Below are 21,398 nucleotides of genomic sequence, written 5' to 3' on the forward strand. Positions count from 1 at the left end.
CAGTTTGTCACAAAGGTTCCCAATTAGGTATACGTAACGGCTCTTCTGATTATGAGTATAAAATGTGAAAAAAGAGAATAATTACTCTAATTTTTTATATTATAAAGTAGTAGGACAGAAAGTAAGAAGTTATAGGATAGCAAAGGGGTATACTCAAAAAGATTTAGCAAAAAAAATCGGAACAACATATCAGGTAATACTGCTATATGAAAAAGGAACGCGCAGAATTTCAATTAAGAAGTTATATGAATTAGCAGAAGCATTATCAACAACTGCTAGAGATCTAGCTTGCGTACAAGAAGTATCAAATGAGGGAAGGTATGAGGAAGAGGAGGTACTGAATCTAGTAAGAAGACATAAAGAGATTAAGGATCAAGAATTACGCGAAACGTTTTATTTATTAACTAAATTCATCCGTATTAGTGAGGAAGAAAGTGGAAAGGCGGTAAAAATAGAAGTAGCAAAGGGTTTAGTTAAGGAAGGAGTTTCTACTCATGTTATCTCTCGAACAACTAATTTATCTATTGGTGAATATGATAATGATGAAAAAAAAATTTCTATTCCGTATAAAGTAGGTCGAAGAATAAAAGAATGGAGGTTGAGAAGAGGATACACTCAGGAAGATTTAGCAAGTAAAGTGGGTATAATAAATCAAAGAATATATGAATATGAACAAGGACGAGCTGCTGTTTCACTTGAAATGTTAGATGAAATAGCAAAGGTACTATTAATTAATATTACAGATCTGCTTCCAGAAACAAGAGAAAATGAGAATAGTGAAGCAGAGCTATCAAGGTTAATAGAAGAATACAAAAAGATCAAAAGCAAAGAACTACGTCATGTACTAATAAAATCTCTGTTTGAAAGCATACAAATTTGCAAAGAGAAAGTGAAGAAAGTAGAAAAGATGAGAATTGCAAAGAATTTAGTTAAGGAAGGAATTTCTATCAATATTATTTTAAAAACAGTAGGCCTCTCCTTGAACGAAATTCAACAAATTTAAAATAAAAAATCAGTATATATTAATATCTTTACCTATTCATGAAAAAATAAGTAAAAAAGATTGAGAAATTGATTTGACTTCACTCAAAAGCTATGGCTTTATGCCAATGCTGACAAAAAAACAGCAGTAAATATATAAAAACATTTTGTTATTAGTGAAGGGTAATTTTTATGAATAATAAGAAAGATCGTAGAGAAGAAATAGAGTTCAGAGCATTAGAAAGCAACGGTAAAGCTCTACTTGATCGTGAAGTAATAGAAACGTTTCTAAGTGCAGTGCATGACAGGGAAGAAGCTCGAGTTATTGCTAGAAAGCTAATAGATAGTTTTGGAATAGGAGGAATTTTAGGCCAGGAAATAGATGACTTGAAAACTATAGAAGGGATAACTGACTCTACAGTAGCAGTAATTTTATGCCTAAAGGAAGCTGCAAAGAGAGTACCAAGAGAAGAGTTAAAGAAAGGACCTGTAATGGATAACTTGGAAACCATCGTAAAATATTTAAGGGTGAGTATTGGTTATTCAGAGGAGGAAAAGATGAAAATAATATATTTTGATCAAAAGTGCCGTTTAAAGGGGGAAGAAGTGTTCACTGGTACAGTGGATAAGGTACCTTTTTACATAAGAGAAGTAACAAGAAAGGCATTAATAAGAAAAGCGACGTCAATAATAATATCGCATAACCACCCAGAAGGAAGGTTAAAGCCATCTGATGAGGATGAAGCTGTAACTAAAGACTTGGCTAAAGCTTGTCAGACTATAGGGATTAGGTTACTGGATCACATTATCATCACAAGTGTTGGGTATTTTAGCTTTAAAGAGCAAGGACTGTTATAAAGCAGATATTTGAAGATTTTCATGAGTTGTTTAACTACTTGAATGAAGAAAGTATTTGCAAGTGCATTAATTATTGCTTACAATTAATGAGAAGGTATATATTAAATTAATAATAAAGTAATAAAGTCGGTTATAGACTTAGTTAAATATATTTAATAGCGGAGGCTAATATGAGTAATAAAATAATTGTACCTTTTGATGATCAAGAAGGAGGTACTTACGAGTTAAACATTGATCTTGATAGATTATCAAAAGGTGAGGTGTTAAATGCTATTGTAGGAATAGGTCGTACTAACACCTTTGTAAGCAAAATTAATAAGGCTAAAAAGCCTGAGGAAATAGCACCTTTCCCTGGTAGAGAAGTTCGCGAAAACAAAATCAACTGTGGGAAAGGATTTGACTATGTTTATGGCACAAAACCTGCAAGTGATCAAGAAGATAAAAATCCATTTACCTCCGCCTTGCAAAAAATAAAGCCAAGTATAAGCGAAAGTGAAAAGTTGAGCTGGTTTAAGAGTGGAGTGGTAAAAGCAAAAACCCCAAAAGAGATGAACAAAGTTATAGATGAAGTAATAGGTGATGGAACAAGGCTAAATGCATGTAATGATGGGGAATGGAGTTTCTCAGAGTATGTAGTGTTAGGTACACATTTTCATAAATTTGATAAGGTTGATCGTAAAAAGGTAATACGTAAATTAATGTTAAGCGGTGCAGAGTTTCATGATACTCTACTACAGAATAAACTGATAGGTGAAATCTATGATGAGCTACAACCAGAAGTTCAGCCACAGATAGATAAGCAACTAGAAGAACTAGAAAAAGCTGGCGAAAGTGCTGTTCAAGAAGGATCCTTAATAGATCTCGAGATAGACAATACAACATCATATATAGAATTTTCTGATAATAGCAAGGTAGAGGTAGCCAAAATACTGGAAGCAAACAGAAAGTTAGGAAGTAATATTTTAAAAATTGGTAATGATGCAGTTGAGGTTAAAAGTGAGAAGGGAGGTATAAGAAACTATATCGATATGTCAGATGAAAGCTCTATTATATTAGAATTTCCTACAAGCATTGGTAAGCTAAATATTATATTGTACCACGATGTAAAAAAATATGATCAAGTGCAAGTGAGAGTAGAAAACAAAGAAATGTGGGCTGAGTTACAAAAAAGAGGCGAAGAAATAGGAAAAAACTGCCTTTTTGGAGGAGTGAAACTTCAAGAAGCAGTAGAAAAGGGAAGTTTTATGAGATGTGGCATATGGAATAGCAAGCAGCTTATGAAGGAGGTTGATAGCCCAAGTGAAAAATTGTCTTCATGGGTAGATAAAGTACGTGAAAATAGTAAAGAAACTTGTAGGGGGCTTTAATTCATTTATTTTAAGGTTCCAGAGTCTAGTGTGCCGTAGAGACACAAGGAATGTTCAAGTAAGAGCAAACTAAGTGCAAAAGCTACGCAATAGATGGGGGTGGGCCCCTCGGAGCCGGCTTACAAGAGCAGGCTTCAAACAACCATAAGCTGCTTTGGTAAAAAGCTAAGGTAGTGAGCGTTATGGAAAAGGCGCAAATATGCGTCATGTGTAAAATAGAGAGATGAATGAAAATGAACCACTGATAAAGTGTCGAAAGGAATTGGATGATGTCAAAACCAGGGGTTAGACTTAACCTGGGATAAATCTATCGGGAGCTTGTTTACTGGATAGATGGCGTCCGGCATAGAGGTGGCATGAATCTATTTTGGGCTATTGCGTGGAACTGCGGGAACCTGTCGTTTCGATGATAAGGGAGAAATCCAAGGAGCTGATCTCTGAGGATGAGAGTACCGATGCGGAAAACAGGGGCGGATCAGCTCGTAGTAGTGAAGAAGTTTCTGTAATGGAAATGGAGCGAAGGAGCTGAGTTATTTAGTTTTAGTTATTTATCAACCGAAAGGGAGGAGTTAATGAATAAAACAAAGTCTTGTGATATACCAAAGAAACTTATTTGGAGAGCTTATAAACAAGTATCGAAAAATAGAGGTGCTGCTGGTGTAGATGGGGTTTCGATAACAAAGTTTGAGGAAAATCTAAAAGATAATCTATACAAACTATGGAATCGTATGTCATCCGGAAGTTATTTTCCAGAGCCTGTAAAAGCTGTAGCAATACCGAAAGATATGGGAGGAGGACAAAGAATTTTATGTGTTCCTTCAGTATCAGATAGGATAGCGCAAACAGCAGCAACAATGTATCTCGAACCGTTAGTGGAGCCAAAATTCCATGAGGATTCATATGGTTATAGATCGAATAAATCAGCATTGGATGCGGTAGATACAGCGCGTAAGAGATGCTGGAAGTACGATTGGGTGGTAGACCTTGATATATCAGGGTTCTTCGACAATCTGGATCACGAATTAGTTTTGCAAGCTATCAAGAAACACACAGACTGCAAATGGGTCATACTATATGTTGAAAGGTGGATGAAATCCCCTATACAACTTGCAGATGGCAGTAAAGTAGTTAGGGATAAAGGAGTTCCGCAAGGAGGTTCAGTTAGCCCAATCATCTCTAATATATTCATGCATCATGTGTTTGATATATGGATGAAAAAGAACTATCCGACGGTACCATTTGAGAGATATGTGGACGATGCGATAGTGCACTGCAGAACAGAGAAACAGACAGGATTTGTGAAAGTAATGATCGAAGAGAGATTGGCTGAGTATAGGTTGAAATTACATCCTAAAAAGACACAGATAGTGTACTGTAAGGATGACAATAGGAGAGATGAATTTCCTAAACAAAGTTTTGATTTTCTGGGTTACACATTCAGACCCAGGTTAGCAAGAAATAAAATAGGGAAGCATTTTGTTTCATTTCTCCCAGCAATTAGCAACAAGGCCAAGAAAAAGATTACTACAACCATAAGATCATGGAAAATGCTACGAAATACGCATATAACATTAGAGGAGATATCAGGAAAAGTAAATCCAATAGTCAGAGGCTGGTATCAGTACTATGGCAAATTTTACAGAACTGAGGTCTACAAATCTCTAAAGAATGTAGAGCGGCATCTAGAAAAGTGGGTCAAAAGGAAATATAAGAGACTCAGGAGTCACGGAAGACTAGCAAGACAATTTCTAGGAAAGGTGAGAGATAGGTCTCCAAATATTTTCTATCATTGGACACTAGGTTTAGGGTCAAAAAGGCTAAATAATGGGAGCTGTATAAGCTGAGAGGTTTATGTACAGTTCTGCGAGAGACTGGTAGGGGAAGTTCCACTGGTCTACTCTCCCCATTATATCTGGAGCCTTTGAGCTATAGTAGAAAATATTATATGTATGGTTCTTTGTATGGAAAAAAGTCTAGACTGTGAAGTAGGGCAAAAAGTGAAAAGTTGGAGGTTAGAGAGAGGGTATACTCAAAAGGATTTAGCGGAGAAGGTTGGTGTAAAGTACTGGGCAATACTGCAATATGAAAAAGGGAGTCGTAAAATTCCAATTAAGAAGTTATATGCCATAGCAGAAGCATTATCAGTGAATGTTAAAGGTCTAGTTTGTGGAGAGACACTACCAAATGAAAAAAGATATTTTGAAGATGAAGAAATATTAAATTTAGTAAAGGGATATAAAGATAAAGAATTAAGCGAGGTATTTTATTTATTAACCAAATTTATTCGTTTGAATGAGGAAAGAAGCAGAAAAGCGGTAAAAATAGAAGTAGCAAGGGGTTTGATGAAAGTAGGAGTTTCTGCTCATGTTATCTCTCGAACAACTAACCTATCTATTGGTGAGTATGAGGAGAACAAAATTTCGGTTCCATACAAAGTAGGGCAAAGGATAAAAGAGTGGAGATTGATACGAGGATATACACAAAAAGATTTAGCGAATAAAGTTGGTATAACAAATCAAGGAATATACGAGTATGAACAAGGGAGAGCTGCTGTTTCACTTGAAATGTTAGATGAAATAGCAAAGGTATTATCAATCAGTATCATAGATCTACTTCCCGAATCAGATGAAGAAGTGGAAGAAAAGCTATCAAATTTGATAGAAGAATACAAAAAGATTGAGAGTCGGGAATTACGCGATATGCTAATCAAGTCTTTATTTAAAGGTATACATGTTTGTAGAGAAAAGGTCAGAGAGGAAAAGAAGATTGAAGTTGCAAGGAATTTAGTGAAAGAAGGAATTTCTGTTGATATTATCTTGCAAACGACAGGCTTATCAAATTATATGATTGAGAAATTTTTGTGATTTCATAAAAACTTAGCCAATAGTGGATTTTTTTGTGATAGAATATATGTTTGCTTCTGTAGGAAAAACAGCTTTTAGAGGATTTATCTATGATAATTCAGAGCATATTGAGCTACGAGCTAGGGAAAAAAATAGAAGGTTATAGGATAGTACAAGGGTATACTCAGGCAAAATTAGCAAGCAAAATTGGTTTAACACATAAGGAAATACATAACTTTGAACTAGGGTGCAAGGCTATCACAATCAAAGAATCGTATATAATAGCAGGAGCATTGTCAGTCAATGTTGTAGATCTACTTCCAGGACCAACAGTACTAAGAGAAAACAGTTGGTATGAAGATGAGGATAAAGAAATAGTCTATCTAACAAAAATACATAGAGAAATTAAGGATCAGGAATTACGCAAGAAGCTGTATCCATTAGTAAGGTTTGTATATATTAGCGAGAAAATTAGCCAAGAAGAAGCAAAAATAGAAGTAGCAAAGAATCTAGTGAAAGAAGGAGTTTCAGTTGATATTATTTCCCAAGTGACTCGCTTATCTACTTACGAATATGATGATATAGAGGAAGAAATTTGTACTGATTCTATACTCTACAAAGTGGGGAAAAGGATAAAAGAGCAGAGATTAATACGGGAATACACTCAGGAGGACTTGGCAAATAAAATCGGTTCAACACCTAAAGAAATACACGACTATGAACGAGGATATACAGACATTCCAATTGAAATATTATATAAGATAGCAAAGACATTATCAGTTAACATTAAAGCTCTTGGACTAACAGAATATGAAAATGAGCCAATTTTGCGGTTTGTAGGTAAATGCGAAAAAATTGAGGATCAAGAATTACTGGATACGGTAGCTAGATCTTTATCTGAAGGAATGCAAACTGGTAAAGAAAAGGTTAAAAAAGCAGAGAAAATCAAGATTGCAAAAGATCTAGTTAAGGAAGGTATTGCTATTGATATTATCGTGCGAGCAAGTGGCCTAACTGCTGATGAGTGTGAAAATTGAATTGTGTTAAATAATATATTAAGATACAAGTAAAAGTAGTTATATACTTAATATAGATAAAGGTTGCAAATAATCTACTTATGCTGGACATTTCTATCGAGGAGCTTGAAAATCATGCTTTCAAAACTTAACCTGGATTAAAGATTTCAGTAGTTTACTTACTCATAAATAATACATTAAAATATCAATAAAAAATAATTATATATTTAATATATCTAAATTACTGAATGAAATTCTTGTGCTTGTGTATTTAATATATAATGTTCAAATAGATTGAAGTGAATTAACTAAATTAGGTACCAGAAATTTGCTTAATGTAATTCATTGGTATCACAAATGATTATCTTGAGTATGCCAATTTTTCTAAAAATATTGACGGTACTAAAAAAATAAGTTATCCTTTTAATAGATTTATTAAGAAGGTGTGTATGGTTAGTCATGAAAAGAAACATACAGTAGCATTTTGCATTTCAGCTATTGCGTTTTGTGTTGGCATCTCATTAATTGCAGCAGTACTTACAACAATAGCACCTTTAATTGCCATAATTGTTTCAACTATAATAGGGGCAATAACTATTTTGTCTGCTTGCCAAGCTATTGAAAGCTACTCAGTCATAAAAAATAGCAATAAGGCAACAAGTAGTTTGCATGAAATAAAAGAAGCTTTTACAGGAAAGGAAAGCGAGCTTTTTATTGAAAAGGTTTTTAACCATTTATGTGGATTTTTTAGTAGTGAAAAAGAAAGTAGTACACAAAGATAATAAGATTTCTCAACAAGGCAAATTTGCTTATTTTACTTTTCTGGCTCAACTAAAGCTTTAGATTTTACTTGATGTAAATTAAGATACAATGTCACAAAATTTATCGATTACTTTTTGATTGCCTTCTACCATTGCCTTTGCCTCTTGCTGAAGAGATTTGATATTTTTTGATGTAATATTATCCATGTCGGGTGATGCTATTTTTAATTGCGATTGTATGCGTATATATTTATCAGCTATAACTTGATCAAGTTGGTAGTTTACTGCATCTAAACTTGAAGCAAACATCACATGTAATAGTGGTTTTATCCAGCCTATTTTTCCAAATCTCTTTGAATTGGCATACTCTATGCTTCTATCTGTTCTACCAGTACCTATCGATAATAGTAGAATATCATCATTTGGAAATAACCTCTTACCACTTGCATATGCGCAAGCCGCTGGATTATTGGCAAACACCCCTCCATCCACTAGTACCATTTTCTTTTGGTTGATTTTAAGATATTTAGGTGCAAAGTAAGTAGGTGCTGCAGTTGTAGCTCTGAGTGCATCTTTCAGCTTAATATTACCTTCTTTCCAGCTTTTGAAGAAAAATGGGCAATTATTCTGAATATCGTAACTCGTAATCAACACATTACTTAAAGTGTTTTTTAGAATATCCTCTCCAAAATATTTATCCAGTACAGATTCAATATTTTTATGTGGATATTGTGCGCAGTTAAACCAAGATAGTATTGATCGCCTAAAAAATGAAGACTTAAAAATATATGGTCCATATTCCCGATAGAACTCGACTAAATCATTAGTAGAATATTGAGGTTTATCTTTTTTACATAATCCTGCTATAACAATTCCACCAGTTGAGGTTCCTGCCATAAGATCAAAGATTTCAGCTACTCTCTTTCTTGTTCTTTTTTCTATTTCTGCTAGAATGATGGCTGGTATTATGCCCCTTATGCCTCCGCCATCAACTGAAAGGATATATTTAATCATGTTTAGATATTTAATAATTTTATTAACTTGTTCTCTTTTATCAGGTTGTGTTTCTTGTCCTAGTACTACTGTATGTTTCACTCCTGGGGAAAATTGCACCAATCTAATAATTGATTCCGTAGAGCATGCTAAAGGGTCTGTGTTAGTTCAAGCATACCAATTTACCTCAAAGCCTATTGCTGAGTCCTTGATTCAAGCCAAAAAACGAGGTGTAGAAGTTAAGATAATTCTTGGGAGAGTAGACCGGCGGAACTTCCCCACCAGTCTCTCGCAAAACTGCACGTAAACCTCTCGGTTTATACAGCTTCCATTATTTAGCCTTTTGACCCTAACCCAAGCGTCCAATGATGGAAAATATTTGGAGACCTCTTTCTCACTTTTCCTAGAAATTGCCTTGCTAGTCTTCCGTGTTTTCGAAGTCTCTTATATTTTGTCCTGGCCCATTTTATTAGGTATCTCTCTATATTCCTGAGAGATGGATACATCTCTGATTTATAAAACCTGCCATAGTACTGAAACCAGCCTCTGACTATTGGATCTATCTTCTTCGATATCTCCTCCAGTGTTGTATATACAATCCGGTGTATTCTCCACGACCTTATCGTTTTAGTAATCTTTTTCTTGGCTTTATTGCTAATTGCCGGTAAAAATGAGACTGTTAGCTTATTGTTCTTTGCTAGTCTAGGTCTAAACGTATATCCTAGAAAATCAAAACTTTGAGCTGAAAACTCACCTTTCCTACTATCATCCTTACAGTACACAATTTGCGTCTTTTCAGGATGCAACCTTAGCTTAAATTGTGCCAGTCTTTCCTTAATTACTATTCGCATAAAATCTGCCTGCTTCTTAGTTTTGCAGTGCACTATCACATCATCTACATACCTCTCAAATGGTATTGTTGGGTGTTTTTGTCTCATCCACTCATCAAATGCATGATGCATAAATATGTTTGAAATGATTGGGCTAACTGAACCTCCTTGCGGAACTCCCTTATCCCTAACTACCTTACTGCCATCTGCAAGTTGTATAGGGGATTTCATCCACCTTTCAACGTATAGTATGACCCATTTACAGTCTGTATACTTTTTGATAGCTTGCAATGCTAACTCGTGGTCCAAATTGTCGAAAAATCCTGATATGTCAAGATCTATCGTCCAGTCATACCACCAGCATCTTTTTCGTGCCGTTTCTACCGCATCCAGTGCAGATTTGTTTGGTCTATAACCATATGAATCTTTATGAAAATACGGTTCTACTAACGGTTCAAGATACATTGTAACGGCTGTTTGCGCTATCCTATCAAATACTGAAGGAATGCCTAAAATTCTTTGTCCTCCTTCAGTACCTTTTGGTATTGCAACAGTCTTTACAGACTCCGGAAAATAACTTCCGGATGACATTCGATTCCATAATTTATACAGATTATCTTTTAGATTCTCTTGAAACTTTGTTATCGAAATATCATCTACACCAGCAGCTCCTTTATTTTTCGATACTTGTTTATAAGCTCTCCAAATAAGTTGCTTTGGTATATCAAAAGACTTTGTTTTATTCATTAACTCCTCCCTTTCGGTTGATAAATAATTAAAACTAAATAATCCAGCCCCTTCGCTCCATTTCCATTACAGAAATTTCCTTACTACTACGAGCTGGTCCGCCCCTGTTTTCCGCATCGGTACTTTCATCCTCAGAGATCAGCTCCTTGAACTTTTCCCTTATCATCGAAATGACAGGTTCCCGTAGTTCCACACAATAGCCTAAAACAGCTTCATGCCATCTCTATGCCGGATGCCATCTATCCAGTAAACAAGCTCCCGATAGATTCTTCCCAGGTCAACTCATAGTCCCTGGTTTTGACATCTTCAAATCCTTTCGACACTTTCTCAATGGTTCACTTACGTTCATCTCTCTGTTTCACACATGACGCATAATTGCGCCTTTTCCATAACGCTCACTACCTTGGCTCTTTACCAAAGCAGCTTATGGTTGTTTGAAGCCTGCTCTTGTAAACCGGCTCCGAGGGGCCCACCCTCATCTATTGCGTAGCTTTTGTTTCTACGGCACACATAAGTCGCAAATTCATTCAAAATATAGTGTCATCAATGAGTTATTCGAGCAAGGTATTAAGATTTATATTGATTTCAAACCAGCAATCGCTCACAATAAAGTCATGGTTATTGATAACCAAAAAATCATAACTGGGTCTTTCAATTTCTCTGACGCCGCACAGAAAAAAAACGCTGAGAATCTACTAATTATAACAGGAGATCCTCCATTAGTCGAGCAATACATCAAAAACTGGAAGGATCGTCAATCTCAATCTGATGCTTACACACCAAAAGTAGAAGAATAATTACTTGTACTTCAAATTAGCTTTGAATTCATCTAATTCCTCAGAAAGATTCTTTACCCGTTCTTCCAGACGATATACCGTAACGGCCAATCCATTGTTCTGCTCTATAAATTTATCATGCATGTGTACCCGTAAGTCTAGCTTGGCGAGCCACCAAATTGTTGCTATGGTCTGTATTACCATCGTTATTATTACTGTGATTGGGATTTTTTGTTTTTGCATGCTTTTCCTGATTGTATAATAAAAGACTTTCAATTATTTCTTGTTTGGTAGTGTTCATAAGCGTCAAGTTAAGTGCAAGCGGCATAAGAAGGAAAATGGAAAAAACTATTTTAGAAATTGAGTAATAAGGTTAGTAATTTATGGATCAATCTAAAAAAATTATCTTAAACTTGACATGTATAAATATTTCCTATTGTTTCCCAGTTACGAAATATTACTGCTCAGATTTGTGTTCCTTTTCAGCATTATAGAGCAAGTGTATAATTTCATCGTATGGTTTATCTTTATTGTGCCGTGATCTTAGCACAGCTACATCTCTTGGGTTTTTTCCATCTTTATTTCTGATTGTAGGATTTGCACCTTTCTCCAATAAAAACCTTATGATTTCTAAATCCCCTCGATACGCAGCATTGTGAAGTGCTGTACTTCCATACCCGTTGATAATATTTACATTAATTCCTTCGTCTATCAGAAATTTGACAACTTCTAAGCATCCTTCTCCTGCAGCATAATGTAGTGTAGTAAGTTTAAAAATTTGCGTATCTATATCTAATAAATTTTTTACTGAAAACTTCGCAATTTCTAAGTTACAATTTTCAGATGCAATCCGCAATATTGTTTTATAATTATCTGTAGCTTTTGCTTTCGTATAGCAATAGGTAATAATAACACATACTACTGTTACTATAAACCACCAAAAATGTAGCTTATTTCTTGAGTCTCTATTCATATTCAATACTTTTTTCAACATTAAACATTTGTTTTACTGATTTTCCTTTAACGTTGATGCTGACAACACAGTGCGATAACCTGAACTATTTAACACATGTTCCGCTCTGTCAATTATCCATTCACCGTCTATATCTTGATGAAACCCTAATAAACTGAGTTTTGCCTCTGCAAATAGTTCTGGATTACCAGGCATAGTAACATCCAATACTGCATTATTTCGCTTTAATTGTTTTAACTTAGCATTTGCTGCACTTAGTGCTGATTCTACATTAGAGTAAAGCGTTTGTATAGTATAACTTGGGCTACCAAAGCCAACTGTTTCTGGTCTGGTAGAGACTTATGACCTTGAAAACCAGCGATTTGGTCTCTTAATCATAGTCCCCCCAAAAGAACCGTGCTTGCGGATTTCCCGCACACGGCTCCACAATACAGCGTTCACACTAGTGCTCCTGTGTACAAAGAAGCATATATCTTTGGCTTTGGTAGTGGATTTATTTTTAAATAGTATGTAAACTGTTCCCAATCCATACTTTTCTTGTGACTACGTCGGTTTATCCACTTAAATGCTAGCTTTGTTATCGGTCGATAGAATTGAATCAAACACCGATAATTTCCGCTAACTCCGAAGTAGCTATAGTGTCCTGTTACTTTGGCTTTAAGTTTCTGCCACCAATCTTTGAGACAGATACGACTTCGTACCATCTTCAACCACTCTTTGATTTCTTTAATCTTTCTGGCTAGGCTTATTTTTGAAGTTTTCTGCTTCATCATAAGTTTACCATTACGACTTTTTCCACAATAATGTGTAAATCCTAGAAAGTTGAAGCTAGCCGTCCTACGTTTCTCTCTTTCTGCTTGATACCATTCTTTCTTACCAAACTTTACTATTTTTGTTTTATTTTCAGCTATTTCCAACCCAAATTTACTTAGTCTTTGTTTCAGTAATTCTAGAAATTCTTTTGTGTCTTCTTCCCTCTCGCAGCCAACTACAAAATCGTCGCAAAACCTTATTAGCTGTATATATCCTCTGGCTTTTGGCTTAAATTTCTTTTCAAACCATAAGTCCAGCACATAGTGTAAGTATATATTAGCTAATACAGGACTTACTATACCACCTTGTGGTGTGCCTTGATCGGTTGCTTTATAACATCCAACTTCGACTATTCCTGCCTTTAGAAATCGTTTTATTAACCACAATAAATTTGGGTCAGCTATTCGTTCCCTTAGACAATTCATTAGCCATTTATGTTGAACATTATCAAAGAACTTCTTGATATCCACTTCTACAATATAGTTAATTGGTTTGTGCATAACTGCTTTATCTAGAGCGTTTATCGCCTGATGACAATTTCTTCCTGGTCGAAATCCATACGAGCTGTCCATAAAGTTTGCTTCATAAATATTTTCTAATATCTTCTTTAGCATTACCTGTACCAACTTATCTTCAGTTGATGGTATTCCGAGGCCGCGCTTCTCTTTGCTCCCGGCTTTGGGTATGTATACCCTTTTCACTGGTTGCGGTTGATATTGTTTTCTCTTCATACTATCCACTAGTGTTTTAAGTTTCTCTTCTAGATTTTCTCCATAAGCTTCCACTGTCACACGATCTATACCACAAGCCTTGTTGCGTTTTAGTTCCTTGTAACACTCTGCAAGATTCTCTTCATTAATCAAATGAACTAGCGATGTAAATTTTACTCGCTTATCTTGCTTAGCCCTTACTGCTATCTGGTTTAGTTTTCCTTGCATACTCCTCCAATCTCTGTTGTATTGGTATAGCAATCCCTATACCAGTCACTATATTGCTAACCGCTTCCCCTTGTATGTGGCTTTCCCACACTCCGAGTACTATCAGTTAGTCCGACTTCCTTTGCATCTTCCTCCAGTCCTCGCCTTTATTGACTTGTTCCAGAGTACCCTTACAGGAATACAAAGGATCTCCCAAGTTCACGTAAGGTCCCTCTCAACACATGACGCGGCCTTCGATCCCGACGGGGTGAGTAATACCTTGCCTTAGCGTTATTACCCATGCTGCCTTCCACCAAATGTAAAGTGTCGGCCCCCATGACGCGTGAATTACGGGACTCAATACCTTCACTTTCGTTGCACCCTATGTTGTCCATTCCATTAGCTTTACTACGCTCGTTACCTTACGCAGCATAATGGTTTGTTCCAGGCTGCTGGCTAAGCTTTACCCGTGTTGGATTTTCACCAACTGTTCCTTACGCACTTCTTGGCGCACACATAGTTTCACCTCTTTCATAGCTATGCCATTTTGCAACCACTGAGTTGTACCTACTCACAGTAAAATGCACTTTCCAATTTATCGTGTCTTGAGGTCTAATAGCTGTTGTTCCTAAAGCTTTTCCAGTTGCCGACTTTGCTCTGCCTTTTGGAATAAAAAGTATGTATCCGCCAGCTAACTTTGCCATTGCCTCACGTTCTATTGCTATTTTTGTTAATAAACTTATATCACTTTCTTCTGTTTGGTTAATATGTGGAATCAACACATTTTCAAATTCTTCTGCAACTTTGCATCCATATCCGTGCTTTTCTGCTATTTCCTTAACCAAGTTACCTAGAGTAATTTGATGCCATTCTTTAGATACTTTCTCCTTTAATGATAGTCTTAAATTTGTTGCATGAGCCTTTATTAGTAAGGTTTTAGGTGGACTCTGTACCGTAATTTCATTAACTGTATATATACCCATGGGCGTCACTCCGATTTCCCTATACCCTAAAGAAATATCCAATTCATCTGGGATATTTAAGTTTTCATCTCTGTAATCAACACACACTTCAACTACATCGTCTATTGTCCCAGATTCATCGGTAAGGCGTAATGATATAACTCTATCTTTAATTGATTCACATTTATCTATTATAAAATCTGGCTGCATTTATTCCCAGATCTTCAATTTTGACTTTTGTATTGTTTTTTGAATAGTAGGGAGCTTTATCTTTAATCCTGCCGGTAAAAAGCTTCCGTATTCTGCCAAACCTAAGTTCTCTGCTAGTACTAATTCCACTACTCCATCCGTAAATCCGTAATGTTTCCAGCAAATCAGATCTAGCATTTCTCCTTCTTTGGCTAAATAATATATAGTCATCTATAGCTCTTCAAACTCAAACTAAATTCAACTTTTCTTGGTAGTCCATTAGGTAAAAAATACATCTGCTTTTCTTCTAACTTGGTAATTACGAATTGTCCTAAAATATTACCTAAACTATCTACTAAAACATGTGGGTTTTCAGCTTCTTTCATATTCTTTAATTGATTTAGCCCGTTGAGATTATGTAGATAAATCGTTCCTTCTAAATCTATATTTTCTGTACCTTGACCGATATTTTGTAATAGTGGTATATTTTCAATACACTCAATTGTACTCCAACGATTTTCTCTATTATACTTTAAACTTGTTGGAGCAAATTTATAAGGGCCAAGAGACAACATTTTAATAAACGGAGTCTATGGTATCAAATAAAACATCACGTGACTTTTCTCTTATCCTTTTTATTACTTCATCTGCAAGACTATGAACATCTTGATTTGGCTCTGCTTTAATGCTGATAGTATAATTATTAGTGATGTTCTGAGTTTTATTTTGTTCTTTATTTTCAAATTTACTCTTTGCAAATATCTTATCATTATCACTCTCTGTAAACTTTTTCTCCTCAATAAGGCTTTTGATTCTGAAGCTATTCTGATTTCTATTGGAAAATTCTTTAATTATACTGTTACCTAGCAAAGGATTTCCACTGTTGAGAATATTACTCTTTAGGGGACTATGTACTGCTTTTATTTCAGTAACAATACTTTTTCTTTTTTCAAATTCTTTCAGTGGACTATTTTTAGCAAATATGCTACTAACTGTATTTTCTATCCATGAAAAGGCTTCTCCTATAGGTTTAATGAGTGATTTTATGTATTCCAAAAAGCTAGAAAAAAAGTCTTTCACCTTTTGCCAGTTAGTCACAACAAGAGCTGCACCAGTAACAAGACTTGCTATTAAAAATCCAATCGGGTTACTCATTATAGCGAGTGTTATTGCTCTTAGTCCTGTTACTACTGCAGGAAAAACTGTAGCTGATAAAAATGAAAATACTCCAAGTAGGTTTGCTTTCAGACTAAAAATCGTACTTCCTAGCAATGTAAATCCGTATCCTAGTCCTACTGCTACAATTTTTAAACTTATTAAAGCTGCTATAGTTCCCATGATTGCTGTAGTTAAGGTTGGATATTTTTCTGCAAACTCTGCTATATATCTAGTTTTTTCTTGTAAAAATTCAGCTATAAATTTTAAAGTAGGCAGCATCACCGAGCCCAGGTTCATACCAACTTCAGCTATTGCATTTCGAAGGAGTCTTAATTTATTGGCTGTAGTGTCTGCACGATTTTTGAATTCTTTTTGCAGAGAGCTTCCGTACTTTTCTGTATTAGCCAATAACTTTATTGCATCCTCATACTTATTAAAACTTCCAGCTAATAATGCAATATCATCTTGATATTCCTGACCGAAAAGTTTCATAAGGATTGTAGAACGTTCCTGATTATCCATTTTCTTTAGAGTTTGAAAAAAGTGAAGTAGTGTTTCTTCTCCGCTTTCACTGATCCTTTGTACCATTTCTTCCGCGGTTATGCCCATTTCTTCTAGTGCTGCTTTGAATTCTTTTCCTTGACCTTCAGCAGTTTGAAGTTTGCTAAGCAGTGCATTTATAGCAGTTGCAGCTTTTGCTGGTTGTTTACCTAAACTAATAAAAGCATTTACTAAGCTGCTGGTTTGTTCAAACTTTAATCCAAACTGCTTTGCAGTACCACCAACTATTGCTAGAGCTTCAACCATATCTTTTGCTTTAGCAGCAGTGTTATCTGATAAGTGGTTGATTACATTACCAACATGCTCCATTTCACTAACATCAATTCCATAAACGTTAGAGAGTTTAGCTATGGAATCACCTGCTTGCTCTGCAGACATATCAAATGCTGTAGACATTTTTGCCACCGTTTCTGTAAATTTGAAAAGATCTTCTTTTTTGATACCAAGTTGACCACCGCTTGCAGCTATTTGTGCTAATTCTGCAGCAAATAATGGTACAGTACGTGACATCTCTTTTAACTTCTTAACAAATTTATCAGCTTCCTTTGTTTCTTTGTTAAACTCAACTACTTTTGCAACATCAGCCATAGCCGATTCAAAATCAACAGCAACTTTAATTGGCGCTGCAAGCGTTAGCCCTAGCCCAATAGTCTCTATAATTTGTGACTTAAAATGTGCTTTGGTTGCTAAAAAACTTTGGTGACTACGTATTGCAGACCCAAGTTTACCATACTTACCTTTTAGCGCTTCAACAGATGAACCAAGTTTATATTGGTCACTTACTAATGACTTAATATTTCTGCCACTTTTCCTTACTTCTTCATTAAATGAATGCAAAGCATCTCTCTTTTTCAAATATGCTTCTTTTGCTTTTATTGCGGAGGTTTTAGCCTTGTCAAATTCTGCTTTTAAAGTTTTGCTTGGTTTCTCTATCGCTTTCATTTGTTTAGCTAAAGATTTTACCTGATCTTCAAAGCCTTTCCATGACCTCTTGCTAGTCAAAACATCATGACCTAACTGCTTAAACTTTGATACTGATTTTAAAGATGAGTCAAGCTTTCTTATATTCTCACCAAGACGAGTAAGTTGACTACTGCTTCCCTTTATTACAGTATTAAAACTGCCATCAAGTACCGCACCTATTTTTATCGATAATACTGACATTTGAACTCCCTAGCTAATTTGCTCCATAAAATAAACTCACTAATCTCCATATCAAGAATGTGCTCAACTCCACCACCTATGATAGAGCCAAGCACTAGTATTTCTAATCTCAAGTTTTTTGGATAATTGGTGAAAAAAAATCCTTTAATACCTCTTGCACTTTCACATAATCAGCAATATCTAACTCTTCAATCGCTTCTTTTGCAACTGATGTCAAATTGGCAGTCAAAGTTACTTCCTTACTTAGATCACTACCATTAAGTCTCTCAATAGCTAGATAATCTCTAACTTTTGGACGTCTAACGGTAAGTTCTGAGACAGAAATACCATCAACTGTTATTGGGTTGTTTAGTGTTATAGTTTGCATAAAATTTTCCTATAAAAAATAAAATCTTGTAAAATGTTGTAACTATTTGATCAACATCTAAAAAATAGAATTCTAAAAATCTTCATATTCCAAGCACCGTTTGAAGTAGTGCCATCTGATCAACACCATTTATCTTTCTAATCATATTTTCAGCATCGATTTCTATTAACTCATTACCACCTATAGTAAGTTTATAGTAATGAGCAGCGACAGTGCATTTGAGAGTGGCTTTTTCAGCAGGTTTCCAGCTACCAAAGTCAAATTCTTTGAATATGCCTCTAAGGTTGATAATTACTCCTTCAACCTCATTGCTGCCACTGCCTTGTAATCCGCCCCTTAGCGTCAAAGCTACTGAATTTCCATCTATCAAACCAAAAAGTCTAAAAAGTTCTGAATCATATTCTGCAAAAGTAAAATCTGCTTCAAGCTTTTCCATGCCCATGTCAATATTTATTGGAATATCCATACCACCAGCTCTATATTCTTCAGTTTTTATGGTAAGCTTCGGTAAGGTTATTTCATCTATTTTTCCTGCATAACCCCGACCATCTACGAATACATTAAAATTCTTTAAAATCTTCGGTAACATCTCTTTCTCCCATTTTNTGGGAGAGTAGACCGGCGGAACTTCCCCACCAGTCTCTCGCAAAACTGCACGTAAACCTCTCGGTTTATACAGCTTCCATTATTTAGCCTTTTGACCCTAACCCAAGCGTCCAATGATGGAAAATATTTGGAGACCTCTTTCTCACTTTTCCTAGAAATTGCCTTGCTAGTCTTCCGTGTTTTCGAAGTCTCTTATATTTTGTCCTGGCCCATTTTATTAGGTATCTCTCTATATTCCTGAGAGATGGATACATCTCTGATTTATAAAACCTGCCATAGTACTGAAACCAGCCTCTGACTATTGGATCTATCTTCTTCGATATCTCCTCCAGTGTTGTATATACAATCCGGTGTATTCTCCACGACCTTATCGTTTTAGTAATCTTTTTCTTGGCTTTATTGCTAATTGCCGGTAAAAATGAGACTGTTAGCTTATTGTTCTTTGCTAGTCTAGGTCTAAACGTATATCCTAGAAAATCAAAACTTTGAGCTGAAAACTCACCTTTCCTACTATCATCCTTACAGTACACAATTTGCGTCTTTTCAGGATGCAACCTTAGCTTAAATTGTGCCAGTCTTTCCTTAATTACTATTCGCATAAAATCTGCCTGCTTCTTAGTTTTGCAGTGCACTATCACATCATCTACATACCTCTCAAATGGTATTGTTGGGTGTTTTTGTCTCATCCACTCATCAAATGCATGATGCATAAATATGTTTGAAATGATTGGGCTAACTGAACCTCCTTGCGGAACTCCCTTATCCCTAACTACCTTACTGCCATCTGCAAGTTGTATAGGGGATTTCATCCACCTTTCAACGTATAGTATGACCCATTTACAGTCTGTATACTTTTTGATAGCTTGCAATGCTAACTCGTGGTCCAAATTGTCGAAAAATCCTGATATGTCAAGATCTATCGTCCAGTCATACCACCAGCATCTTTTTCGTGCCGTTTCTACCGCATCCAGTGCAGATTTGTTTGGTCTATAACCATATGAATCTTTATGAAAATACGGTTCTACTAACGGTTCAAGATACATTGTAACGGCTGTTTGCGCTATCCTATCAAATACTGAAGGAATGCCTAAAATTCTTTGTCCTCCTTCAGTACCTTTTGGTATTGCAACAGTCTTTACAGACTCCGGAAAATAACTTCCGGATGACATTCGATTCCATAATTTATACAGATTATCTTTTAGATTCTCTTGAAACTTTGTTATCGAAATATCATCTACACCAGCAGCTCCTTTATTTTTCGATACTTGTTTATAAGCTCTCCAAATAAGTTGCTTTGGTATATCAAAAGACTTTGTTTTATTCATTAACTCCTCCCTTTCGGTTGATAAATAATTAAAACTAAATAATCCAGCCCCTTCGCTCCATTTCCATTACAGAAATTTCCTTACTACTACGAGCTGGTCCGCCCCTGTTTTCCGCATCGGTACTTTCATCCTCAGAGATCAGCTCCTTGAACTTTTCCCTTATCATCGAAATGACAGGTTCCCGTAGTTCCACACAATAGCCTAAAACAGCTTCATGCCATCTCTATGCCGGATGCCATCTATCCAGTAAACAAGCTCCCGATAGATTCTTCCCAGGTCAACTCATAGTCCCTGGTTTTGACATCTTCAAATCCTTTCGACACTTTCTCAATGGTTCACTTACGTTCATCTCTCTGTTTCACACATGACGCATAATTGCGCCTTTTCCATAACGCTCACTACCTTGGCTCTTTACCAAAGCAGCTTATGGTTGTTTGAAGCCTGCTCTTGTAAACCGGCTCCGAGGGGCCCACCCTCATCTATTGCGTAGCTTTTGTTTCTACGGCACACATGAGTCGCAAATTCATTCAAAATATAGTGTCATCAATGAGTTATTCGAGCAAGGTATTAAGATTTATATTGATTTCAAACCAGCAATCGCTCACAATAAAGTCATGGTTATTGATAACCAAAAAATCATAACTGGGTCTTTCAATTTCTCTGACGCCGCACAGAAAAAAAACGCTGAGAATCTACTAATTATAACAGGAGATCCTCCATTAGTCGAGCAATACATCAAAAACTGGAAGGATCGTCAATCTCAATCTGATGCTTACACACCAAAAGTAGAAGAATAATTACTTGTACTTCAAATTAGCTTTGAATTCATCTAATTCCTCAGAAAGATTCTTTACCCGTTCTTCCAGACGATATACCGTAACGGCCAATCCATTGTTCTGCTCTATAAATTTATCATGCATGTGTACCCGTAAGTCTAGCTTGGCGAGCCACCAAATTGTTGCTATGGTCTGTATTACCATCGTTATTATTACTGTGATTGGGATTTTTTGTTTTTGCATGCTTTTCCTGATTGTATAATAAAAGACTTTCAATTATTTCTTGTTTGGTAGTGTTCATAAGCGTCAAGTTAAGTGCAAGCGGCATAAGAAGGAAAATGGAAAAAACTATTTTAGAAATTGAGTAATAAGGTTAGTAATTTATGGATCAATCTAAAAAAATTATCTTAAACTT

Annotated in this window: 25 protein-coding genes and 2 pseudogenes; 11 read left to right on the plus strand and 16 right to left on the minus strand. The window is 35.7% G+C overall.

The window, feature by feature from the left end; genetic code table 11:
* The first annotated feature begins 64 nt into the window (after positions 1 to 64).
* From wmk (BVG17_RS07560) to BVG17_RS07590, 8 genes are all read left to right on the plus strand, one after another.
* Positions 65 to 1,003: a WO male-killing family protein Wmk gene (gene wmk, locus BVG17_RS07560; RefSeq protein WP_143688904.1), complete on the plus strand. Its 939-nt coding sequence runs from the start codon at positions 65 to 67 to the stop codon at positions 1,001 to 1,003.
* Positions 1,004 to 1,173: 170 nt separating this feature from the next.
* A complete protein-coding gene (locus BVG17_RS07565; RefSeq protein WP_143688905.1) occupies positions 1,174 to 1,839 on the plus strand; it encodes a JAB domain-containing protein in 666 nt (221 codons plus the stop codon).
* Between the two features lie 170 nt (positions 1,840 to 2,009).
* Positions 2,010 to 3,206, plus strand: coding sequence for a hypothetical protein (locus BVG17_RS07570; RefSeq protein ID WP_177429435.1), 1,197 nt, complete (start codon positions 2,010 to 2,012; stop codon positions 3,204 to 3,206).
* A gap of 406 nt (positions 3,207 to 3,612) precedes the next feature.
* The gene (locus BVG17_RS10050) at positions 3,613 to 3,735 is read left to right on the plus strand and encodes a hypothetical protein (protein ID WP_255446080.1); all 123 of its coding nucleotides are present in this window, start codon (positions 3,613 to 3,615) and stop codon (positions 3,733 to 3,735) included.
* A gap of 43 nt (positions 3,736 to 3,778) precedes the next feature.
* Positions 3,779 to 5,050: a group II intron reverse transcriptase/maturase gene (ltrA, locus tag BVG17_RS07575; RefSeq protein ID WP_143688811.1), complete on the plus strand. Its 1,272-nt coding sequence runs from the start codon at positions 3,779 to 3,781 to the stop codon at positions 5,048 to 5,050.
* A 117-nt stretch (positions 5,051 to 5,167) separates the two neighbouring features.
* Complete coding sequence (gene wmk, locus BVG17_RS07580) at positions 5,168 to 6,070, plus strand: WO male-killing family protein Wmk (RefSeq protein WP_143688906.1); 903 nt, start codon at positions 5,168 to 5,170, stop codon at positions 6,068 to 6,070.
* Between the two features lie 89 nt (positions 6,071 to 6,159).
* Positions 6,160 to 7,086 carry a WO male-killing family protein Wmk gene (gene wmk, locus BVG17_RS07585; protein WP_143688907.1) on the plus strand — a complete coding sequence of 309 codons (927 nt, stop codon included), beginning with the start codon at positions 6,160 to 6,162 and terminating at the stop codon, positions 7,084 to 7,086.
* Between the two features lie 428 nt (positions 7,087 to 7,514).
* A complete protein-coding gene (locus BVG17_RS07590) occupies positions 7,515 to 7,847 on the plus strand; it encodes a WD_0736 family protein (RefSeq protein ID WP_143688908.1) in 333 nt (110 codons plus the stop codon).
* A gap of 78 nt (positions 7,848 to 7,925) precedes the next feature.
* On the opposite strand, the gene BVG17_RS07595 is transcribed toward BVG17_RS07590, so the two are convergent.
* Positions 7,926 to 8,840, minus strand: a complete 915-nt coding sequence (locus BVG17_RS07595; RefSeq protein WP_143688909.1) for a patatin-like phospholipase family protein — start codon at positions 8,838 to 8,840, stop codon at positions 7,926 to 7,928.
* Between BVG17_RS07595 and BVG17_RS07600 the strand changes: the two genes are divergently transcribed.
* A complete protein-coding gene (locus BVG17_RS07600; protein WP_410543280.1) occupies positions 8,839 to 9,126 on the plus strand; it encodes a phospholipase D-like domain-containing protein in 288 nt (95 codons plus the stop codon). The two genes, BVG17_RS07595 and BVG17_RS07600, sit on opposite strands and share 2 nt — an antisense overlap.
* Before the next feature lie 28 nt (positions 9,127 to 9,154).
* On the opposite strand, the gene ltrA (BVG17_RS07605) is transcribed toward BVG17_RS07600, so the two are convergent.
* Both ltrA (BVG17_RS07605) and BVG17_RS10055 read right to left on the minus strand, forming a co-directional pair.
* A complete protein-coding gene (ltrA, locus tag BVG17_RS07605; protein WP_143688863.1) occupies positions 9,155 to 10,396 on the minus strand; it encodes a group II intron reverse transcriptase/maturase in 1,242 nt (413 codons plus the stop codon).
* A gap of 34 nt (positions 10,397 to 10,430) precedes the next feature.
* Positions 10,431 to 10,562, minus strand: coding sequence for a hypothetical protein (locus tag BVG17_RS10055; protein ID WP_255447030.1), 132 nt, complete (start codon positions 10,560 to 10,562; stop codon positions 10,431 to 10,433).
* A gap of 346 nt (positions 10,563 to 10,908) precedes the next feature.
* Between BVG17_RS10055 and BVG17_RS07610 the strand changes: the two are divergent.
* Positions 10,909 to 11,193 (plus strand): annotated as a pseudogene (locus BVG17_RS07610) (phospholipase D-like domain-containing protein); the annotation flags it as partial.
* Here the strand turns inward: BVG17_RS07610 and BVG17_RS07615 are convergent.
* The 12 genes from BVG17_RS07615 to BVG17_RS10060 form a co-directional block, all read right to left on the minus strand.
* Positions 11,194 to 11,415 (minus strand): hypothetical protein, encoded by a 222-nt coding sequence (locus tag BVG17_RS07615; protein ID WP_143688910.1) that lies wholly within the window; start codon positions 11,413 to 11,415, stop codon positions 11,194 to 11,196.
* 214 nt (positions 11,416 to 11,629) lie between these two features.
* Positions 11,630 to 12,166: an ankyrin repeat domain-containing protein gene (locus BVG17_RS07620; protein WP_143688911.1), complete on the minus strand. Its 537-nt coding sequence runs from the start codon at positions 12,164 to 12,166 to the stop codon at positions 11,630 to 11,632.
* 12 nt (positions 12,167 to 12,178) lie between these two features.
* On the minus strand, positions 12,179 to 12,340 hold the full coding sequence (locus BVG17_RS09780) for a hypothetical protein (RefSeq protein WP_241654210.1): 162 nt from the start codon (positions 12,338 to 12,340) through the stop codon (positions 12,179 to 12,181).
* Positions 12,341 to 12,582: 242 nt separating this feature from the next.
* The gene (ltrA, locus tag BVG17_RS07630) at positions 12,583 to 13,896 is read right to left on the minus strand and encodes a group II intron reverse transcriptase/maturase (protein WP_143688734.1); all 1,314 of its coding nucleotides are present in this window, start codon (positions 13,894 to 13,896) and stop codon (positions 12,583 to 12,585) included.
* Between the two features lie 473 nt (positions 13,897 to 14,369).
* The gene (locus BVG17_RS07640) at positions 14,370 to 15,047 is read right to left on the minus strand and encodes a hypothetical protein (RefSeq protein ID WP_241654211.1); all 678 of its coding nucleotides are present in this window, start codon (positions 15,045 to 15,047) and stop codon (positions 14,370 to 14,372) included.
* A complete protein-coding gene (locus BVG17_RS07645; RefSeq protein ID WP_096676762.1) occupies positions 15,048 to 15,257 on the minus strand; it encodes a tail protein X in 210 nt (69 codons plus the stop codon).
* Positions 15,254 to 15,601: a phage tail protein gene (locus tag BVG17_RS07650; RefSeq protein ID WP_143688735.1), complete on the minus strand. Its 348-nt coding sequence runs from the start codon at positions 15,599 to 15,601 to the stop codon at positions 15,254 to 15,256. The genes BVG17_RS07645 and BVG17_RS07650 overlap by 4 nt, the downstream gene beginning before the upstream one ends.
* A gap of 1 nt (position 15,602) precedes the next feature.
* Positions 15,603 to 17,909: a phage tail tape measure protein gene (locus BVG17_RS07655; protein ID WP_143688736.1), complete on the minus strand. Its 2,307-nt coding sequence runs from the start codon at positions 17,907 to 17,909 to the stop codon at positions 15,603 to 15,605.
* Between the two features lie 109 nt (positions 17,910 to 18,018).
* Positions 18,019 to 18,276 (minus strand): phage tail assembly protein, encoded by a 258-nt coding sequence (locus BVG17_RS07660; RefSeq protein ID WP_143688737.1) that lies wholly within the window; start codon positions 18,274 to 18,276, stop codon positions 18,019 to 18,021.
* A gap of 82 nt (positions 18,277 to 18,358) precedes the next feature.
* A complete protein-coding gene (locus tag BVG17_RS07665) occupies positions 18,359 to 18,865 on the minus strand; it encodes a phage major tail tube protein (RefSeq protein WP_143688738.1) in 507 nt (168 codons plus the stop codon).
* Positions 18,866 to 18,965: 100 nt separating this feature from the next.
* On the minus strand, positions 18,966 to 20,207 hold the full coding sequence (ltrA, locus tag BVG17_RS07670; protein ID WP_143688863.1) for a group II intron reverse transcriptase/maturase: 1,242 nt from the start codon (positions 20,205 to 20,207) through the stop codon (positions 18,966 to 18,968).
* Positions 20,208 to 20,241: 34 nt separating this feature from the next.
* Entirely contained in the window at positions 20,242 to 20,373 is a 132-nt protein-coding gene (locus BVG17_RS10060; protein ID WP_255447030.1) for a hypothetical protein, read from the minus strand.
* Between the two features lie 346 nt (positions 20,374 to 20,719).
* On the opposite strand from BVG17_RS10060, the pseudogene BVG17_RS07675 reads away from it, so the two are divergent.
* A pseudogene (locus BVG17_RS07675) lies at positions 20,720 to 21,004 on the plus strand (phospholipase D-like domain-containing protein); the annotation flags it as partial.
* On the opposite strand, the gene BVG17_RS07680 reads toward BVG17_RS07675, so the two are convergent.
* On the minus strand, positions 21,005 to 21,226 hold the full coding sequence (locus BVG17_RS07680; protein WP_143688910.1) for a hypothetical protein: 222 nt from the start codon (positions 21,224 to 21,226) through the stop codon (positions 21,005 to 21,007).
* Between the last annotated feature and the right edge of the window lie 172 nt (positions 21,227 to 21,398).

This window comes from Wolbachia endosymbiont of Laodelphax striatellus (assembly GCF_007115015.1).
In the GTDB taxonomy this organism is placed as follows: domain Bacteria; phylum Pseudomonadota; class Alphaproteobacteria; order Rickettsiales; family Anaplasmataceae; genus Wolbachia.

Coding starts and splice junctions, on each gene's coding strand:
- BVG17_RS07565 (WP_143688905.1), top strand. CDS start 1,174: ATGAATAATAAGAAAGATCGTAGAGAAGAAATAGAGTTCAGAGCATTA.
- BVG17_RS07570 (WP_177429435.1), top strand. CDS start 2,010: ATGAGTAATAAAATAATTGTACCTTTTGATGATCAAGAAGGAGGTACT.
- BVG17_RS10050 (WP_255446080.1), top strand. CDS start 3,613: ATGATAAGGGAGAAATCCAAGGAGCTGATCTCTGAGGATGAGAGTACC.
- ltrA (WP_143688811.1), top strand. CDS start 3,779: ATGAATAAAACAAAGTCTTGTGATATACCAAAGAAACTTATTTGGAGA.
- wmk (WP_143688906.1), top strand. CDS start 5,168: ATGGAAAAAAGTCTAGACTGTGAAGTAGGGCAAAAAGTGAAAAGTTGG.
- wmk (WP_143688907.1), top strand. CDS start 6,160: ATGATAATTCAGAGCATATTGAGCTACGAGCTAGGGAAAAAAATAGAA.
- BVG17_RS07590 (WP_143688908.1), top strand. CDS start 7,515: ATGGTTAGTCATGAAAAGAAACATACAGTAGCATTTTGCATTTCAGCT.
- BVG17_RS07600 (WP_410543280.1), top strand. CDS start 8,839: ATGTTTAGATATTTAATAATTTTATTAACTTGTTCTCTTTTATCAGGT.
- BVG17_RS07595 (WP_143688909.1), bottom strand. CDS start 8,840: ATGATTAAATATATCCTTTCAGTTGATGGCGGAGGCATAAGGGGCATA.
- ltrA (WP_143688863.1), bottom strand. CDS start 10,396: ATGAATAAAACAAAGTCTTTTGATATACCAAAGCAACTTATTTGGAGA.
- BVG17_RS10055 (WP_255447030.1), bottom strand. CDS start 10,562: ATGATAAGGGAAAAGTTCAAGGAGCTGATCTCTGAGGATGAAAGTACC.
- BVG17_RS07615 (WP_143688910.1), bottom strand. CDS start 11,415: ATGCAAAAACAAAAAATCCCAATCACAGTAATAATAACGATGGTAATA.
- BVG17_RS07620 (WP_143688911.1), bottom strand. CDS start 12,166: ATGTTGAAAAAAGTATTGAATATGAATAGAGACTCAAGAAATAAGCTA.
- BVG17_RS09780 (WP_241654210.1), bottom strand. CDS start 12,340: ATGCCTGGTAATCCAGAACTATTTGCAGAGGCAAAACTCAGTTTATTA.
- ltrA (WP_143688734.1), bottom strand. CDS start 13,896: ATGCAAGGAAAACTAAACCAGATAGCAGTAAGGGCTAAGCAAGATAAG.
- BVG17_RS07640 (WP_241654211.1), bottom strand. CDS start 15,047: ATGCAGCCAGATTTTATAATAGATAAATGTGAATCAATTAAAGATAGA.
- BVG17_RS07645 (WP_096676762.1), bottom strand. CDS start 15,257: ATGACTATATATTATTTAGCCAAAGAAGGAGAAATGCTAGATCTGATT.
- BVG17_RS07650 (WP_143688735.1), bottom strand. CDS start 15,601: ATGTTGTCTCTTGGCCCTTATAAATTTGCTCCAACAAGTTTAAAGTAT.
- BVG17_RS07655 (WP_143688736.1), bottom strand. CDS start 17,909: ATGTCAGTATTATCGATAAAAATAGGTGCGGTACTTGATGGCAGTTTT.
- BVG17_RS07660 (WP_143688737.1), bottom strand. CDS start 18,276: ATGCAAACTATAACACTAAACAACCCAATAACAGTTGATGGTATTTCT.
- BVG17_RS07665 (WP_143688738.1), bottom strand. CDS start 18,865: ATGTTACCGAAGATTTTAAAGAATTTTAATGTATTCGTAGATGGTCGG.
- ltrA (WP_143688863.1), bottom strand. CDS start 20,207: ATGAATAAAACAAAGTCTTTTGATATACCAAAGCAACTTATTTGGAGA.
- BVG17_RS10060 (WP_255447030.1), bottom strand. CDS start 20,373: ATGATAAGGGAAAAGTTCAAGGAGCTGATCTCTGAGGATGAAAGTACC.
- BVG17_RS07680 (WP_143688910.1), bottom strand. CDS start 21,226: ATGCAAAAACAAAAAATCCCAATCACAGTAATAATAACGATGGTAATA.